Origin of the sequence: Bradyrhizobium sp. LTSP885, from assembly GCF_000938305.1 — a bacterium.
Lineage (GTDB): Bacteria > Pseudomonadota > Alphaproteobacteria > Rhizobiales > Xanthobacteraceae > Bradyrhizobium.
This window is the reverse complement of the sequence record NZ_JYMT01000042.1, coordinates 531,220-546,430: the sequence shown is the minus strand read 5'-3', so window position 1 is coordinate 546,430 and position 15,211 is coordinate 531,220. Positions and strand designations below refer to the sequence as shown.

Below are 15,211 nucleotides of genomic sequence, written 5' to 3'. Positions count from 1 at the left end.
TCAAGCCTCAAGCGTCGAACAGAGATAGCGGACCGTCTTGACGCCGCCGTCGATCGTGGCCCGGCCGACTTCCTCGAAGCCAAGCGAGTCGTGGAAAGCGTCCGATATTGGATTCGGCGGCTCGACATTGACCTCGCAGCAGACACGGCCAAGGCCGCGACGCGCGGCCTGCCGGAACACCTCGCGATAGAGCATGCGCGCCAGTCCGTGCCGTCGCCATGCTTCGCCAACGACGATCCGGTCGGCGTAGAGGAACCGGTCCATCCGGCCGCGAAACCAGCCGAAATGGGTGCCGTCGTAGGCGTCGGAGTGCTCGAACGCCAACAGCAACGCGGCGGAGGGCGGAATGAACAGCGCGACCGCTGCGGTCTCGATCAGCTGCTCGAACCGCGCCGCCGTCAGCAGCGACGTTTCCCGGGCGCTGGCATTGTTCAGGCGCAGGAGTTGCTCGCGCGCGGAATGCGCGTGCAGGTCTCTGATCTCGAATTGTTCAGCCGGGGAATTCATGTCGAAGGATTCCGTCAGAGGCCAACCGGTCATCCCCGATTTTGCCGGAGATGACAGGTCAGCGGGAGGTGCCTCACGCCATCACGCGCTCGGGCAATAGCTCGGCGATCTGCACCGCGTTGAGCGCAGCACCCTTCAGGAGCTGATCGGCCGCGACGAAGATCGAGATCGAATGACCCGAGGGATCGCTGAGGTCCTTGCGGATGCGGCCGACCAGCACGTCGTCCTGGCCGGATGCATCGATCGGCATCGGGAAGTAGTTCTTCACGCGGTCGTCGACGACCTTGACGCCCGGCGCCTGCGCCATGATCGCGCGCACCTGGTCCTCGGTGATCGGCTTCTCGCATTCGAAGGTGATCGCCTCGCAATGGGCGCGCAGCACCGGCACGCGAACGCAGGTGACGCCGATCGCGATCCTCTCGTCCTCGAAGATCTTGCGGGTCTCCTTGATGACCTTGGTCTCCTCGTCGTTGTAGCCGGTCTCCGGATCGACTGATGTGTTGTGGTTGAACAGGTTGAAGGCGTAGGGATGCGGCATCACCTTCGGCGTAAAGACCTGACCGTTGAGATTGGCGCGGGTGGATTCCACGAGTTCTTCCATCGCGGCCGCTCCAGCGCCGCTCGCGGCCTGATAGGTCGAGATGATCACGCGCTTGATGCGGTTCTTCTGGTGGACCGGCCACAGCGGCACCAGCGCAGTGATGGCGGCGCAGTTTGGAACGGCGATGATGCCCTTGTGCTCGCGGATGCGGTTCGCATTGATCTCCGGGATCACCAGCGGCACGTTCGGATCCATCCGGAACGCCGAGGAATTGTCGATCACGACGGCGCCGGACTTGACCGCCAGCGGCGCAAACTTCTTCGAGATGCCGCTGCCGGCCGAGAACAGCGCGAGGTCGACGCCCTCGAAGGCGCGCTCGGTGAGTTCCTCGATCACGACTTGCTTGCCGCGGAAGTCGATGGTCTTGCCGGCGGAGCGGGCACTCGCCAGCGCCTTCAGTCTGCCGACGCGGAATCCGCGTCTGTCCATGGTGGCGATGAATTCGGCGCCGACGGCACCGGTGACGCCGACAATCGCGACGACGGGATCGTTACTCACTTTGTCCTCCTTCGATTTGCGTTCGCTTTAGGCAATAAAAAAGCCCCGGTCCTTCATCAGGCGGGGCTTCGGGATGAGATGATGCGGTTCGATCGACTACGCGCGCACGCCTCCCGAGGCCCCAGAGGGCTTGGTGGTTTTGGTCGTGCGTTTGGTGGTCGTGATCATGGCGCGGATATATGAGGGAGAGTTTTGCGCCCGTCAACCGATTTTGGACGCGCAGCCGTCGATCCTAGAGCGTTTTCGAGCGAAGTGGATACCGGTTCGCGTAAAGAAAACGCGTCAAAACAACAATCTAGAGCTTCGGTTCTGATTCAATCAGAACCGAAAATGCTCTAGCGCACGCGCGCCCGCGGGGGCTCGAGGATCACCTGTTTCAGATCGGCGCCGCTGACCACGACGATCACGAAATTGAGCTTGCCGGCCTCGCGCGTAAGGCCGCCGCTGATTGCCTTTCCGGCCGCCGCGCGCTCGGCCACCAGCACGGCGTCCGACAGGCGGTGCCGCAGCGCCCGCAATACGAGCAGGTTGCTTTGGTCCTCGGTATCGAGCGTCGCGAGGGGGGAGGCGGCTTGGTGGTCCATCACTTCGCCCGTCGTGGCGTTGATGGCATGCCGCCAGACGCGATCACGCTGCACAGTCTTGACCCGGTAGACCGGCTGCGCAGCGGCGCCATCGAAGCTGATATCCGCTGTCGTCGAGCCGGCGTGCAGGGCCTCGGCGATGGTCATCGCCTGGCGCAATGTGATCCGGGCGGCGCGGAAACTGTCGAGCTCGCGGCGGACCGTTTCCGGGTCGAGGTCGGTGGCATCATCGGCAGGAGCCTGGAGCGGAGCTAGAGCAGTGTCCAACGTCGCGACCGCATAGGAGGGGGACGCGAACGGCAACAACAGGGCTGTCGCCAGCAACAGCGCTCCAAACGCCCGATCCTCCAGCATGCGCAGTCGTCCTGTTGTCATCGCCGCACCCATGCTTTCGTCCGCCGCAGGAGCCATTACGTTCAAGAGTGGTGCGGCCGACCTTCAATGCAAGGTCGGCCGCCGAATGTCTTGGACAGAACGGCTCCATTTGCGACGATCGAAGTTTTCAAGACGACGCGAGACCAATGGGGGCTGGATCACGGGTTTCCCGCGTCTTCTTTATAATAAAACCATACGGTTTCGTTTTGTTTTGGTCAAGGACGAATTGGCGGTATTCGCAGCGGAAATCGCAGCGGAAATCGAACGTCTTTAGAACCGTCAGCGGGCCGGCCGACGCCGGGCCTTGGCCGCGTCCCGGGACCGGTCCGGCGGTCCAAGGGCGCCCGCCAGAAACAGCCGGATCGACACCTCCATCCGCTGCTCGGCGGTCGCCATGTCGATCGGGATACCGAACGTCGCCATCCGGTGGGTGTGGCCGACCACCATGTTGAGAAACGTCTCGGCCGCGATGGTCGTGTCCTCGAGGTCGAGGGCACCGCCGGCGACCAGATGATCGAAGAATTCGGCCGTCGTGGAGACGGCTTTCGACCAGCCTTCGTCTACGGCAAGTTTGGCGATCTCGGGAAAATTGATCGCCTGGGCGGTCAGGATCCGGCTGAAGGCGATCGCATCGTCGCCGCAGTTCATCGTGAGCAACTGGCGCCCGAGATCGATCAGCCGCTGCTCGACCGCACCGGCTGACAGGTCGTCGAACCGCATCTCGCTCGCGGCCTCTGCAAGTGGCGCGAGCCAGCGCGCAATCTCGCGCCGAAGCACCGCGGTGAACAGGCCGCGCTTGTCGCCATACTGCGCATAAACGGTTGGTTTGCTGACGCGTGCGGCCTCGGCCAATGCGTCGATCGAGGTCGCGTCGAAGCCGCGTTCCAGGAACAAGCGCGTGGCGGCCTCGATCAGCCGCTGGTCGCGCTCGATCGCGGCGTCCCGGGTCGGCCGGCCACCGCGCGACTTCACGACGCCGCGTTTTGCCGCCTTGACCTTGGTTGCCGTCAATCCCATTGCCCATTCATCTCGTTGTGCGTCGGACGGGTTTCTCCAGTCTATACCCCGCGACGGGCGGATTCGTCCATTCGGGGGCGTCTCGAGCTATCAGTTCATGGTGGCGTCGAGGTCCAGGCGCGGCCGGCCGCAGCCTTCGCATATCCGTAGTCGTAGAGGGCGCGCATATAGGCCGTATCGAAGGCGGCCGACGCCGGCTCCGGGTAGTCGCGCTCGATATAGGACAAATGGAAGCCCAGGCGGTTGCGTCTGGCGAAGTCGTAGGTCGAGAGGATGACCGAGCGCGTCTGCGCCTGCGTGAGCGAGGAAATGCTTCGGGAGGCGACGTCCAGGGTGGAGTTGGACACGAGCTCGAAGGTCCGTTCGAGCTTCTTGTTGACGAGAATGTAGATGTTCAGCCGGCCGTTTGCGGGCCACGCGTGTCCCTGAAACAGCAGGGCGTCCGGCAGCGTCAGCACCGGCGCCGTCACGCCGCCATCGACATGCATCTCCTGGAAACGCTGCCCCTGACCCTCGGCGTCGATCATGATCGGCGGAAACACCAGCGGGATGCTGGCCGAGGCTGCCATCACGTCGCGGAACAGCTGCAGCGCCTCAGGCGTCCCGACGGCGGCAATCCGCCCCATGTCCCAGATCACGGTCCGCTGGGTGTCGAGATCGGTCGTGACGATCAGCAGTTTTCTGCCCTTGGCATTTTCGCGCGCCACGGCGCTGAGGACGTCGGGCCCGACATAGCGGGCCACCAGCTCGCGCAGCCGCGTGTTGCCGAATAGGCCGGATCCGAACAGCACCCGCATGATGCTCGGATCCTTCAGCAGGGTTTCCGCGATGCCGCTGGTGTAGACGTCTTTCAGCGTCTCGTCGTAACCCGGGCCGAGGAACGCGAAGGGCGCCATCAGGCCGCCGGTGCTGACGCCCGAGACGACCGAGAAGGTCGGGCGGGTGCCGGCCGCCGTCAAGCCGTTGAGGACGCCCACGCCATAGGCGCCGTCGGCGCCGCCGCCGGAGAGGGCTAGGTATGTCTGGACCTGCGAGGGGACCTGCTTGTCGATCTGGAATTTTGAGACGGGGTCATCCGCATAGCGCCGCAGCCCGTCGAGATCGAGGACGCGCGAATCGGCAGCGTCGGCCGCGGTGTAAGACACGCGCGGGAGCGAACTGCAGGCCGCCAGCGCAAGCGCGAGGCCGCACAGGAGAACCGCTTGCCGGATCGCGCCGGTTGCCGTCATTCGAAGCCCGGCGCAGGCGGACTGCCGGGTCATGGAAGCCGGGTCTTGGAAGGTGAGAACATCTGAGGCCCGTTACGGTTCGCGCGGGATGCAGGCGCAGCGAAGGGTTTCGCCGCCTTATTCTCGTCATAAAACGATACGGTTTCGTTTTATTTAAGGCGGGAGCCCGTCAGGCACAAGTCTCGATCAAACCTCCATCCAGCCGTCCGCGCCCTGGGAGCCCGGGCACGGGCAAACCTGCGAGGGTTGATCAGGCACCGGCGGCACGCAATAAGCAGCCGCATGAGCCTTCCCAATCATTTCGAGCTTCTCGCAACCCACGGCGCCGCGCGGACCGGCCGCCTGGCCACGCCGCATGGCATGGTGCGCACACCCGCCTTCATGCCGGTCGGCACCGCCGGCGCGATGAAGGGCATGCACTGGCGCGAGGTTCGCGAGGCCGGGGCAGACATCGTGCTCGGCAACACCTATCATCTGATGCTGCGGCCGGGCGCCGAGCGCATCGCGGCGCTGGGCGGCCTGCAACGCTTCACCGGCTGGGGCGGCCCGATGCTGACGGATTCGGGCGGCTTCCAGGTGATGTCGCTCTCGGAGCTGCGGAAGGTGACCGAGAAGGCCGTCACCTTCCGCTCTCATATCGACGGCGCCAAGGTCGAACTGTCGCCGGAGCGCTCGATCGAGGTGCAACGGCTGCTCGGCTCCGATATCGCGATGCAGATGGACGAATGCGTGCGGCTGCCGGCCGAGCACGCCGACATCGAGCGTGCGATGCAATTGTCGTTGCGCTGGGCGGAGCGCTCAAAGCGCGCCTTCGAGACAGCGCCCGACGGCACCATGCTGTTTGGCATCGTGCAGGGCGGCGATATCCCTGCGCTGCGGCACGTCAGTGCGCGCGGACTTACCGAGATTGGCTTTCACGGTTACGCGATCGGCGGGCTGGCGGTCGGCGAGCCGCAAGCTGTCATGCTGGCGATGATCGAGGAGACCGCGCCGGCGCTGCCGGTTGACCGTCCCCGCTATTTGATGGGCGTCGGCACGCCCGAGGACATGCTGGAAGCGGTGGCGCGCGGCGTCGACATGTTCGATTGCGTGATGCCGACCCGGAACGGACGCCACGGCATGGCGTTTACGAGGTTCGGCCAGATCAATCTGCGCAACGCCCGCCATATCGACGATCCGCGCCCGCTGGACGAGGAGAGCGCGTGGCCGGCGGCGCGCAGCTACGCGCGCGCCTATCTGCATCATCTGGTGCGCTCCGGCGAGACGCTCGGCGCGATGCTGCTGTCGGAGATCAACGTCGCCTATTACCAGGAACTGATGCAGGGCATCCGCGGCGCGATCGCAAACGGCACGTTCGAGGACTTCAGAACGGAAACGCGCGCCGGATGGGCGCGCGGGGATATCGCTCCGAGGTGAGCGGCGGTCGTCAGTTGCAGACGATCGGTTTCACCGCGTGTTTGGTCACAAATCCATAACCGCAGGTGTCGCAGGTCCAGAGATAACTGATCAAATTGTCATGGAGGTAGGCGGAGGCTTCCGCCGCCACCATGGAGTCTGCGCACACCGGACAGGTCGGCAGTTCGCTGCCGCGGGGATCGGGCCTGGACGCGACGGTCGACAGGACTGCAGCAAGCGCTGGCATCGTGACCTCCTTTGCGTTCTGAACCTCAGCTACTTAACGAAAGTATATAGCCCGAATTGTTTGACCTTGTCGCAACACAAATACGTAGGTTTTACGTTATTTGCGCAGGTTTTCATTTTGCAATGCAACCAACGCTGGATGCGGCGGTTTCTCACTTGCGCGTCATGACGCGCTGCTTCTAATGAGGGATGACCCCACATTCCCTGCACATTCCCACCACAGGAGCCGCTTGATGGCCGCATCGTCGACAACGAGTGCAGTGCAACCCGGACGCGGACGCGTCTTTGACTCCATCGTCGACGCGATCGGCAACACGCCGATCGTGCGTCTGCGCAGATTGCCGCAGGCCAACGGCGTCAGCGCGACGATCCTCGCCAAGCTGGAATACTTCAATCCGGCGGCCAGCGTGAAAGATCGCATCGGTGCTGCGATGGTCATCGCGATGGAAAAAGCTGGCATCATCAACGCCGACACCGTGCTGATCGAGCCGACCTCGGGCAACACCGGCATCGCGCTCGCCTATGTCGCGGCCTCGCGCGGTTACCGGCTGAAGCTGGTGATGCCGGAATCGATGTCGATCGAGCGGCGGCGGATGCTGGCCTTCCTTGGCGCCGAGATCGTGCTGACGCCGGCGGCGCAGGGCATGAAGGGCTCGATCGCCGCCGCCGAGGAGCTCGTGCGCACGACGCCGAACGCAGTGATGCCGCAGCAGTTCAAGAACCTCGCCAATCCGGAAGTCCATCGCCGCACCACCGCTGAGGAAATCTGGAACGACACCGGCGGCAACATCGATTACTTCGTAGCCGGTGTCGGCACCGGCGGCACCATCACCGGCGTCGGGCAGGTGCTGAAGCCGCGCAAGCCGTCGTTGCGGATCGTCGCGGTCGAGCCGGAGGAGAGCCCGGTGCTGTCGGGCGGCCAGCATACGCCGCACAAGATCCAGGGCATCGGCGCCGGCTTCGTCCCTGACATCCTCGACCGCTCGGTGATCGACGAGATCGTCAAGATCAACAGTTCGACCGCAATTGAGACGGCGCGGGCGCTGGCGCGCAACGAGGGCATCCCCGGCGGCATTTCATCGGGGGCCGCGATCGCGGCGGCGTTGCAGATCGGCAAGCGCCCGGAGGCCGCCGGCAAGACCATCCTGGTGATTGTGCCGTCGTTCTCGGAGCGCTATCTGTCGACTGCGCTGTTTGAAGGAATCTGAGACTTTGAAGGAATCTTGAGATATGGCCGATCTGCCGAGGCGACCGCGAACCTTGAACGACGCCCGCAGCGAGGCTGAGGCCGCCTTCAAACGTGCCACCACCAAGGTGGCGGAGGCACCGCCGCCAAAGCCGGTGACGATAGCGGCGCCCGGCGTCCGGGAGCAGGTCACGCTGCGGATCGACCAGGACGTGCTGGCATACTTCCAGGAAGGCGGTCCGGGCTGGCAGGACCGGATCAACACGGCTTTGCGCAAGGCCGCGGGGAAATAGCACCATCTCAATGTCAAAAAGCCCGGGAGCGATCCCGGGCTTTTTGCCGTCGATGCATTGTGGCGCGGGCCGTCTAGCGCAGGATGCCGCCCATCACGCCACCCATGAAGCGTCCGACGCCGGCCGGATCGCCGCCGCCACCGTGATAGTGACGGCCGCCGCCACCGCCTCCGCCGCCACCGCTCGAGCGCCGGCGGGCAGGGCGATCCTCATCGTCTGAGCTGGCCGTCGACGTCGTCGAGACGATCTCGGTCAGCAGGGCCTTGTGCTGCAGCTTGTTCAGGAAGCCGCTCTTCGGGTAGCCGCGGGCGGCCTGCCAACGCGTGATCACTGCGCGGGTCGTCTCGTCAAACTTGCCGGTCACCTTGGTGTCGAAGCCGAGGCCGTTGAGGCGGCGCTGCACGTCGCGGCGCTGGCCCTTGTCGAGACCGATCTGGTCCTCGGTGACTTGGCTCGCTTCGTCGTTGAAGGTCGCGGGATCGACGCCGGTGGTCAGGTTGCGGGTGGTGGTGCTCGGCCCGTTCTCAAGCGCCGCGATGCGCGCCAGCGCCAGCGGCTTGAACTGGCCGTTCGGGTATTTGGAGACATAGGCGTTGAGTTCTTCCGGCTTGTTGCTGTCCTTGATCGAGCGCCAGAACTCGAGTTCGACGTCAGAGCCCGGCGCCGCGGCGACCGCTGATGGAGCCGATGGCGCGGCCGCTGCGCTATTGGCCGGAGCGGGCGCGCCGTTGAGGTACACCGCGCCGATCAGGTTGGTGTGGCCCCAGGGCAATTGTCCCTTGTTGGTCTCCTCGTTGACCTGGGCGCGGACCTTGGTCATCGCCTGCTGGATCTCGATGCCCGGCTGGGCAATGTTGTCGACCAGCGCGCGGGTGAACGGGCTGTTGGTGCCTTCCTGACCATCGAGCGCGGTCTGGCCCGGGCCGGTCGCGAATGCGATCAGGGTGCCTTCGCCGGACTTCATCTCGGCAAGTCCGGTCTGCACGTTGACGCTGCGGGTCGCCGAGTTCGACTTGATCTTGGCGGCGAACGGGTTGTCGCGGCAGGCATCAAGGAACACCAGCTTCACCTTGGCATCGCTCATGGTCTGATCCAGCGTGAGGTCGATGTTGATCGCGGCCCCAAGCTTGACGTCCATTTCGGATTTGATGTCGGCGTCAACTGGCAACAGATAGTTGGTGCCGCCGATCGCGATGCCGTGGCCGGCATAGTAGAACACCGCGATATCGGCGCCCTGCGCCTTCTTGCCGAAGTCGAGCAGTTTTTCCGTCATCTTGTCGCGGGTGAGGTTGGAGCCTTCGACGACGTCGAAGCCGACATTGCGCAAGGCTCCGGCCATCGCCTTGGCGTCGACGGTCGGGTTCGGCAGCGGCGTGACGTTCTTGTAGGCGCCGTTGCCGACCACGAAGGCCACCCGTTTTTCGGCCTGCGCCGCGGTCGTGGTCAGCGCTACGCAAATCAGGGACGCAATGAGGGTGAGGGTGCGCATATGAAATCCCCTGGCAGAATCGAAAATAGACTTGGGCGGCAAAGCAGCGCCAGTTTACACGAAAAAGCTGCACTTCACGCAGCAAAAATTGCAAGCACCCGGCGGTGAAAGGCGGCGTTCCCAAAGCCCGACGTTATCGGCTCGCGAAATCGCGTGGCGTGACCTAGCTCACATATCGCCCGCTAATTCATGGTCACGCGCGAGCTGAAACCGGTGCGTTCGGCTTCAGGTTCAAAAGGTTGCCGGAGAGGATCAATGCGGCACCGAGCACTGTGAAGGCATCCAACCGTTCCGCGTAGACCAGCCAGCCGACGATCGCGGTCAGCGGAACCCGCAGGAAATCCATCGGGACCACCACGGTCGCATCGGCGTGCAGCAAGGCACGGGCCATGCAATAGTGTGAGTAGGTGCCGCAGGACGCGATCACTGCGAGCCATCCCCACGTCGAGAGCGGTGGCCAAGTCCAGACGTAGAGCGCTGGCACGAAGCTCACGACCGCCTGAATCGTCAAGAGCCAGAAGATGATGGCCACTGCCTGTTCGGTCCGCGTCAGGGATTTCACCATGACGAGCGAGACGCCGAAGCCGACAGCGGCGGCAAGCGCGATCAACTGTCCCGGATTGATCTCGCCGGTGGCCGGGCGCACGATCACGAGCACGCCGGCAACGCCGAGCATGATCGCGGCGATCTTCGGGATTGTCATCCGTTCGCCGAGAAAGCTTGCCGCAAGCAGCGCGGTCCAGATCGGCATCGTGAACTCGATTGCGACCACCTGGCCGATCGGGATCAGTGCCAGCGCGTAGAACCAGCCGACTTGCGCGGTATAGTGGATCAGGTTGCGCGCGATGTGCAAATGGAGGCGCGCCGTCTTCAGGATCGCGAAGCCGCCATTGATGCGGATCATCGGATAAAGCATCAGGAAGCCGAGCACCGAGCGCACTTCCATCAGTTGGAAGACGTTCACCTCGCGCGTCGCCTCGCGGCCGGCCACCACCATGACCAACATCAGCGATAGCCAACCCGACATCCACAGCGCGGCGCGAGTCTTTGAGGGAGTGCGGTCCATGGCCGAGGATGAGGTGAGGCGGGGACGGCCGGTATCGGCGAGTTGACGAGGATTTGCAACGCGCATTTCCGCCGATGCGGTGATGCGTCGTCCGGGTAATCGGTGCTAAGCAGCGTTCGAATATGTGATCATTCCGGGGCGCAAATGAAACGAGCCATCCCGGAATGACAGTCATCAGGAGGATCTGCTCATGCGTGTTTTGCAACCGGCCGAATGGTCGAAACCCCGCGGCTTCTCGCATGGCGTCGCTTTCGACGGCCCGGGCCAATGGATCGTGCTGGCCGGGCAGACCGGCGGTGACGAGAAGGGCGAGTATCAACCCGATATGGCCGCCCAGATCGGCAGCGCGCTGAAGCGTATCATCAAGCTGTTGAGCGAAGCCGGAGCGGGACCCGAGCACATCGTTCGCCTGACCTGGTACCTGACCAGCCGCAGCGAATATGAAGCCGCGGGCACCGGGATCGGGGCTGCGTGGAAGGAGACGCTCGGCCGCAATTTTCCGCCTTCGACGCTGCTCTATATCGACGGCCTGGTCGACCAGCGCGCCAAGGTCGAAATCGAAGTCACCGCGTTCGTTCCTGCCACATAGGACTGACTGCAATGGACAATCTCACAAAGCCGGAATTCCTCACGGGCTTCGCGACCGGCTGGCCCAATGATCAGCCCGACATCATGGTAATCTCGATGAAGACGGCGAAGGGCGCGCACGACTTCATCCTCAACAAGGAGCAGGCGCTGCTGCTGGCCCGCAACATCCAGCAGACCGCCGAGAAGCTCGCGAAGCCGCGGACGGCCTAGCATCATGCAGACAAAAGCCCTCGGAATCGCGCGATCCCGAGGGCTTCTTTGACTGGGTCGAACTTACTTCGTCAGCGTGATATTGGCGCCGCGGAACTGGCTGTCGGCCCTGATCGTCACCGATTGCCGGTTGCCGCTGGTGCGCAGCGAGATGTCGGAGTTGAAGCCCGGGGCGCTCGCGACGACCTGGAAGTTACCGCCGCCGCCGCGGCCCTGCAGGCTGCCGCTGACATTGCGGCTGGCCTCGCTCCAGGAGCCGGTGACTGCGCTGCCTTCAGCTTGCAGGTCGGCTGCCAGGTTGAACTTGTAGGCGTCACTGGCGCAGGTGAGGGTCATGGCCATGGTCGGGCCGGAGACACGGTAGGTTGCACGGCAGCGAATCCGCTCGCTTGACCCGTCGTCCAGCGTGACCGAGCCGCTGCCCGACCAGCTACCGGCGAGGCCCGCGAACGGGCCCGACTGAGCGTGGCCGGCGGTGCTCGCCAAGACCGTCACGAAAAAGGCCGTCATGAAAAACGCGACGGCTGCGAATGCAGGCCGCCGCGCCCTGGCAAAAATTCCCGCCGCGCTGCTGATCTTACTGACGGGACGCTTCCCATCGGCCGCTGCACGGTACGCCAGCTGATGCCCCATTCCACTTCCCCGATCCGGAGTTGCCATTGAGTTGACCGTTCGCATATGCACCATTGATCGAGACTCGCACAAGTCCCCCGCTGCCCACCGTGCCGGAGATTGCGGCACCCGGACCACTGATCTTGCCCTCGGCCACGGTCAGGGTCGAGCTGGCCGACGGTTCGCAGCTGCCGGTCTTGGTCACGACGGTGACCTGCCAAAGGCCATCATAGGGCTGCTGGGCGGAAACAGGCGCAGCGGCAAGCACGGCGGCAGCGGCGAGGGAGCAGGCAATCAGGTCGCGGATGCGGTTCGAACGCATGAATCAATTCCCCGTAATTTTGGTGTGATGGCACGGCTTATCCGGGCACAATGTGACCAAAGTTTGCTGCACCGCAGAATCCAGGAAAGTTCCTGTGGACTCAAACACATCATAGTGAATCTGGTTCCGGGCCCGGAACGAAAAAATCGCATGGGAGGCTTGCTTGCGGGCGTGTCCGGATGTGGCCGTTCCGGACCTAATGCTTGCTGCCAGGTAGGCTGGGCGCCTTGGTCGCAAACTGCTCATCCTGCGGTTTTGCCGGCAGGGTCTTGAAGGCTTTCGCGTAATCGATGACCTCTCCGAGCAGGCGCAGGCCGAGCGGCGCCAGCGCGCGCTCCCATAGCTCCCGCGCCGTCTCGCCCTTCTTCACGAACACCCAGTCCTGCGCTGCGATCGCGCCGGCATCCATGCGGTCGGCGAGGTGGTAGATGGTCCCGCCGGCGATCGGGTCGCCTTCGTTGATGGTCCATTCGACCGCCGCAATCCCGCGGTGCCGGGGCAGCAGCGACGGATGGTAACCGATGCCGCCAAGCCGGGCTGCCGTCAACGCTTCCTTGCTGACGCGGGCGTGGCTGTGCGCCGTCACGATCAGGTCGGTGCCGGGCGCGATCTCGGACGCCGTCACCAGCTTGGGATCGGCCTGCACGGCGACCTCGATGCCAACAGCTCTGGCTGCCGCTGCCAGCCGGTCCTCGCCGTCATGAACGACGACCCTGGCGATCTCGACGGCGTGCTCGCGCAGCATGTTCAAAGTCGTCACGCCGAAATGGCGGGAGCCGACGAGGGTAAGTTTCATGGGATCAGTTCCGTGATTGGCTCGGACAGCTATGCCGATAGCACAGCAGGACCGCCTGTTTCGCTTTCCTGCCTGTTATCAACAGGGGGGCCGGGCCGCAACGTCAGGCCGCCTCCACGCGGCTCACCAGGACCTTGTCAATACGCCGGCCGTCCAGATCGACTATCTCGAAGTCCCAGTCCTGCGCGGTGATCTTCTCGCCGACATTGGGAATCGTGCCGAACTCGTGCAGCAAATAGCCGGCCGCGGTCTGGTAGGGCCGCGGCGAGGGCAGCGCGATGCGGAGCAGGTCGGCGAAGGCGAGCGCAGGCATCCAGCCCGAGATCAGGTAGGAGCCGTCGTCGCGCCTGACATAGGCGGGCTCCGCCGGACCTTCCTCGGTGTGGAAGGCGCCGACGATGGCTTCGAGAATGTCGAAGCTGGTGACGACGCCTTGAAAGGTGCCGTACTCGTCATGCACAAGGCCGATATGCACGGCGGAATCGCGCAGGATCGCGACCACGTCGCGCGCATCCACGGTCTCGGGAATGATCGGCGCATCGCGCGTCAGCGCGCGGATGTCGGGCGTGCGGCCGGCGAGATAGACGTCGAGCACGTCCTTGGCCTGCACGATGCCGAGCGCGTGGTCGCGATTGCCGTCGAACACCACGCAGCGCGAGTGACTGCTCTTCTGCAGCGTCGCCAGGATCTCGGGCGCGGGGTCGGCGAGGTCGATCTGGCTGACCTCGTGGCGCGGGGTCATCACGGCGCCGACCGGAAGGTCGCCGAGCCGCATCACGCCCGCAATCATCTCCTTTTCGCCGGGCTCCAGCACGCCGGCGTTCTCGGCCTCCACTACCAGCGTCTTGATCTCGTCCTCGCTGATCCGGTCCTGCGCGTCCTCGCGATGGCCGAGCAGCCACAGCAGCGCCTTGCCGGAGTGTTCGAGCAGCCACACCAGCGGCAGCGAGAGTTTTGCCATCAGCGTCATCGCCGGCGCGGCCTTCACCGCGACCGCCTCTGGATCGCGCAACGCGATCTGCTTCGGCACCAGCTCGCCTATGATCAGCGAGGCATAGGTGATCACGCCGACGACGAGGCCGACGCCGAGCGCGTTGGCAAGGCCCGGCGACAGCCCGATATCGAGCAGCCATTGCGTGAGGCGCTGGCCGAGCGTTGCGCCCGAGAACGCGCCGGACAGCACGCCGATCAGCGTGATGCCGATCTGCACCGTTGACAGGAATTTTCCGGGATTGGAGGCAAGGGTGAGCGCGCGACGCGAGCCTCTGACACCTTTCTCAACCATGGCCGCAAGCCGCGCCGGGCGCGACGAGACGATGGCGAGCTCCGACATCGACAGCAGACCATTGACGACGATCAGCACCGCCACGATCGCAAGTTCCAGATATAACACAGGGGTCCCTAAAGCATTCGGCGGCGTTCGCCGCGACACGACGGCCGCTATATAGGCACGCCGGAGCTGATTTGCTGTGCCTTGTGGGGCGGTCAGGCGCAAGCCGGCCGCAGGTATGACGCGCATGCGGCGGGCAACGCGGCATTTTGGCACGCGCGCCATGGCCGAGCGTTGCAACGCCTGACGGCCCGTGATTGTGCCTAGCTCAGGGCGAGGAGCCGCAGCTCTGGCTTGGCGAACGCCTTGGGGGGCTTCGCGGAGGGCTGCGGTGGCCGCTCCGATGCGGTCTGCAAATGCATGCGCAGATCCGCGCTGCATTGTTTCATCTGGTTGCGCAATTCGCGACGAGAGAAAGCGGTGAGCGAAGGATCCCCGAGCTGCAGCCAGGCCTTGCGCAGCCATTCCTGCAGGGCGCGAATATTCTGATCCAAGACCTCGGGCTGGGTCATGCCGCCGGAATCTCAAGCAATGATCAGTTGTGGAGTAGCGCTGATTCGCGTCGTTTCAGCCAGCGCCATGTTGCGTTGAGTGAATCGGCGACGCCCCGGATCGGGGCGCGCGGCGAACGCGCGATGCCGTCATCCGCGCCGGCTCAGCGAGCCTTGTCGGGCCGTGGACGAAGGAAATCCAGCGCCACCGGGAGCGCGATGAAAAGTGCAGTGATCATCGAGAGATGACGGATCTGCGCGGCGGACAGGCCGAACCCGGTTTGGGCCACACAAGCGAGCATGATCGCCGCGTATCCGGCAACGCAGACCGCAACGATGATGGTCCCGAAATCGATCCTGTTGCCCATGACGGCTC

At 64.3% G+C, this 15,211-nt stretch carries 20 protein-coding genes; 6 read left to right on the top strand and 14 right to left on the bottom strand.

Features of this window, described 5'->3' with window-relative positions; genetic code table 11:
• From UP09_RS31625 to UP09_RS31615, 3 genes are all read right to left on the bottom strand, one after another.
• Window positions 1-507: a GNAT family N-acetyltransferase gene (locus UP09_RS31625; protein ID WP_044542699.1), complete on the bottom strand. Its 507-nt coding sequence runs from the start codon at window positions 505-507 to the stop codon at window positions 1-3.
• A 73-nt stretch (window positions 508-580) separates the two neighbouring features.
• Window positions 581-1,606, bottom strand: a complete 1,026-nt coding sequence (locus UP09_RS31620) for an aspartate-semialdehyde dehydrogenase (protein WP_044542234.1) — start codon at window positions 1,604-1,606, stop codon at window positions 581-583.
• Between the two features lie 335 nt (window positions 1,607-1,941).
• The gene (locus UP09_RS31615) at window positions 1,942-2,544 is read right to left on the bottom strand and encodes a PepSY domain-containing protein (RefSeq protein ID WP_245302295.1); all 603 of its coding nucleotides are present in this window, start codon (window positions 2,542-2,544) and stop codon (window positions 1,942-1,944) included.
• Between UP09_RS31615 and UP09_RS38275 the strand changes: the two genes are divergently transcribed.
• Window positions 2,543-2,839 carry a hypothetical protein gene (locus UP09_RS38275; protein WP_197082792.1) on the top strand — a complete coding sequence of 99 codons (297 nt, stop codon included), beginning with the start codon at window positions 2,543-2,545 and terminating at the stop codon, window positions 2,837-2,839. The two genes, UP09_RS31615 and UP09_RS38275, sit on opposite strands and share 2 nt — an antisense overlap.
• A gap of 5 nt (window positions 2,840-2,844) precedes the next feature.
• Here the strand turns inward: UP09_RS38275 and UP09_RS31610 are convergent, their stop codons facing one another.
• Both UP09_RS31610 and UP09_RS31605 read right to left on the bottom strand, forming a co-directional pair.
• Window positions 2,845-3,582 carry a TetR/AcrR family transcriptional regulator gene (locus UP09_RS31610; protein ID WP_044542233.1) on the bottom strand — a complete coding sequence of 246 codons (738 nt, stop codon included), beginning with the start codon at window positions 3,580-3,582 and terminating at the stop codon, window positions 2,845-2,847.
• Between the two features lie 95 nt (window positions 3,583-3,677).
• The gene (locus tag UP09_RS31605) at window positions 3,678-4,811 is read right to left on the bottom strand and encodes a patatin-like phospholipase family protein (RefSeq protein WP_044542232.1); all 1,134 of its coding nucleotides are present in this window, start codon (window positions 4,809-4,811) and stop codon (window positions 3,678-3,680) included.
• Window positions 4,812-5,093: 282 nt separating this feature from the next.
• On the opposite strand from UP09_RS31605, the gene tgt reads away from it, so the two are divergent.
• Window positions 5,094-6,227 (top strand): tRNA guanosine(34) transglycosylase Tgt, encoded by a 1,134-nt coding sequence (gene tgt / locus UP09_RS31600; protein WP_044542231.1) that lies wholly within the window; start codon window positions 5,094-5,096, stop codon window positions 6,225-6,227.
• A gap of 10 nt (window positions 6,228-6,237) precedes the next feature.
• Here tgt and UP09_RS31595 read toward each other — a convergent pair whose 3' ends face one another.
• Window positions 6,238-6,453: a hypothetical protein gene (locus UP09_RS31595; RefSeq protein ID WP_044542230.1), complete on the bottom strand. Its 216-nt coding sequence runs from the start codon at window positions 6,451-6,453 to the stop codon at window positions 6,238-6,240.
• Window positions 6,454-6,685: 232 nt separating this feature from the next.
• Here UP09_RS31595 and cysK point away from each other — a divergent pair, with 232 nt between their 5' ends.
• Window positions 6,686-7,660, top strand: coding sequence for a cysteine synthase A (cysK, locus tag UP09_RS31590; protein WP_044542229.1), 975 nt, complete (start codon window positions 6,686-6,688; stop codon window positions 7,658-7,660).
• Between the two features lie 22 nt (window positions 7,661-7,682).
• Complete coding sequence (locus UP09_RS31585) at window positions 7,683-7,931, top strand: BrnA antitoxin family protein (protein ID WP_044542228.1); 249 nt, start codon at window positions 7,683-7,685, stop codon at window positions 7,929-7,931.
• Between the two features lie 73 nt (window positions 7,932-8,004).
• Here UP09_RS31585 and UP09_RS31580 read toward each other — a convergent pair whose 3' ends face one another.
• Both UP09_RS31580 and UP09_RS31575 read right to left on the bottom strand, forming a co-directional pair.
• Entirely contained in the window at window positions 8,005-9,420 is a 1,416-nt protein-coding gene (locus UP09_RS31580) for a caspase family protein (RefSeq protein WP_044542227.1), read from the bottom strand.
• A gap of 193 nt (window positions 9,421-9,613) precedes the next feature.
• On the bottom strand, window positions 9,614-10,486 hold the full coding sequence (locus UP09_RS31575) for a DMT family transporter (protein WP_044542226.1): 873 nt from the start codon (window positions 10,484-10,486) through the stop codon (window positions 9,614-9,616).
• A gap of 190 nt (window positions 10,487-10,676) precedes the next feature.
• Here UP09_RS31575 and UP09_RS31570 point away from each other — a divergent pair, with 190 nt between their 5' ends.
• Window positions 10,677-11,075 (top strand): RidA family protein, encoded by a 399-nt coding sequence (locus UP09_RS31570; protein WP_044542225.1) that lies wholly within the window; start codon window positions 10,677-10,679, stop codon window positions 11,073-11,075.
• A gap of 11 nt (window positions 11,076-11,086) precedes the next feature.
• The gene (locus tag UP09_RS31565; RefSeq protein WP_044542224.1) at window positions 11,087-11,284 is read left to right on the top strand and encodes a hypothetical protein; all 198 of its coding nucleotides are present in this window, start codon (window positions 11,087-11,089) and stop codon (window positions 11,282-11,284) included.
• Between the two features lie 63 nt (window positions 11,285-11,347).
• Here the strand turns inward: UP09_RS31565 and UP09_RS31560 are convergent, their stop codons facing one another.
• From UP09_RS31560 to UP09_RS31535, 6 genes are all read right to left on the bottom strand, one after another.
• Entirely contained in the window at window positions 11,348-11,794 is a 447-nt protein-coding gene (locus UP09_RS31560) for a hypothetical protein (RefSeq protein WP_156164914.1), read from the bottom strand.
• Window positions 11,795-11,861: 67 nt separating this feature from the next.
• Window positions 11,862-12,218, bottom strand: a complete 357-nt coding sequence (locus tag UP09_RS31555) for a hypothetical protein (RefSeq protein WP_044542222.1) — start codon at window positions 12,216-12,218, stop codon at window positions 11,862-11,864.
• A gap of 196 nt (window positions 12,219-12,414) precedes the next feature.
• Window positions 12,415-13,014 (bottom strand): formyltransferase family protein, encoded by a 600-nt coding sequence (locus UP09_RS31550; protein WP_044542221.1) that lies wholly within the window; start codon window positions 13,012-13,014, stop codon window positions 12,415-12,417.
• A 103-nt stretch (window positions 13,015-13,117) separates the two neighbouring features.
• Complete coding sequence (locus UP09_RS31545) at window positions 13,118-14,407, bottom strand: hemolysin family protein (protein ID WP_044542220.1); 1,290 nt, start codon at window positions 14,405-14,407, stop codon at window positions 13,118-13,120.
• A 200-nt stretch (window positions 14,408-14,607) separates the two neighbouring features.
• Window positions 14,608-14,856 (bottom strand): hypothetical protein, encoded by a 249-nt coding sequence (locus tag UP09_RS31540; protein WP_044542219.1) that lies wholly within the window; start codon window positions 14,854-14,856, stop codon window positions 14,608-14,610.
• A 143-nt stretch (window positions 14,857-14,999) separates the two neighbouring features.
• A complete protein-coding gene (locus UP09_RS31535) occupies window positions 15,000-15,203 on the bottom strand; it encodes a hypothetical protein (RefSeq protein WP_044542218.1) in 204 nt (67 codons plus the stop codon).
• Window positions 15,204-15,211 lie beyond the last annotated feature (8 nt).

Coding starts and splice junctions, on each gene's coding strand:
- UP09_RS31625 (WP_044542699.1), bottom strand. CDS start 507: ATGAATTCCCCGGCTGAACAATTCGAGATCAGAGACCTGCACGCGCAT.
- UP09_RS38275 (WP_197082792.1), top strand. CDS start 2,543: ATGCGCAGTCGTCCTGTTGTCATCGCCGCACCCATGCTTTCGTCCGCC.
- UP09_RS31615 (WP_245302295.1), bottom strand. CDS start 2,544: ATGCTGGAGGATCGGGCGTTTGGAGCGCTGTTGCTGGCGACAGCCCTG.
- UP09_RS31610 (WP_044542233.1), bottom strand. CDS start 3,582: ATGGGATTGACGGCAACCAAGGTCAAGGCGGCAAAACGCGGCGTCGTG.
- UP09_RS31605 (WP_044542232.1), bottom strand. CDS start 4,811: ATGACGGCAACCGGCGCGATCCGGCAAGCGGTTCTCCTGTGCGGCCTC.
- tgt (WP_044542231.1), top strand. CDS start 5,094: ATGAGCCTTCCCAATCATTTCGAGCTTCTCGCAACCCACGGCGCCGCG.
- UP09_RS31595 (WP_044542230.1), bottom strand. CDS start 6,453: ATGCCAGCGCTTGCTGCAGTCCTGTCGACCGTCGCGTCCAGGCCCGAT.
- cysK (WP_044542229.1), top strand. CDS start 6,686: ATGGCCGCATCGTCGACAACGAGTGCAGTGCAACCCGGACGCGGACGC.
- UP09_RS31585 (WP_044542228.1), top strand. CDS start 7,683: ATGGCCGATCTGCCGAGGCGACCGCGAACCTTGAACGACGCCCGCAGC.
- UP09_RS31580 (WP_044542227.1), bottom strand. CDS start 9,420: ATGCGCACCCTCACCCTCATTGCGTCCCTGATTTGCGTAGCGCTGACC.
- UP09_RS31575 (WP_044542226.1), bottom strand. CDS start 10,486: ATGGACCGCACTCCCTCAAAGACTCGCGCCGCGCTGTGGATGTCGGGT.
- UP09_RS31570 (WP_044542225.1), top strand. CDS start 10,677: ATGCGTGTTTTGCAACCGGCCGAATGGTCGAAACCCCGCGGCTTCTCG.
- UP09_RS31565 (WP_044542224.1), top strand. CDS start 11,087: ATGGACAATCTCACAAAGCCGGAATTCCTCACGGGCTTCGCGACCGGC.
- UP09_RS31560 (WP_156164914.1), bottom strand. CDS start 11,794: ATGACGGCCTTTTTCGTGACGGTCTTGGCGAGCACCGCCGGCCACGCT.
- UP09_RS31555 (WP_044542222.1), bottom strand. CDS start 12,218: ATGCGTTCGAACCGCATCCGCGACCTGATTGCCTGCTCCCTCGCCGCT.
- UP09_RS31550 (WP_044542221.1), bottom strand. CDS start 13,014: ATGAAACTTACCCTCGTCGGCTCCCGCCATTTCGGCGTGACGACTTTG.
- UP09_RS31540 (WP_044542219.1), bottom strand. CDS start 14,856: ATGACCCAGCCCGAGGTCTTGGATCAGAATATTCGCGCCCTGCAGGAA.
- UP09_RS31535 (WP_044542218.1), bottom strand. CDS start 15,203: ATGGGCAACAGGATCGATTTCGGGACCATCATCGTTGCGGTCTGCGTT.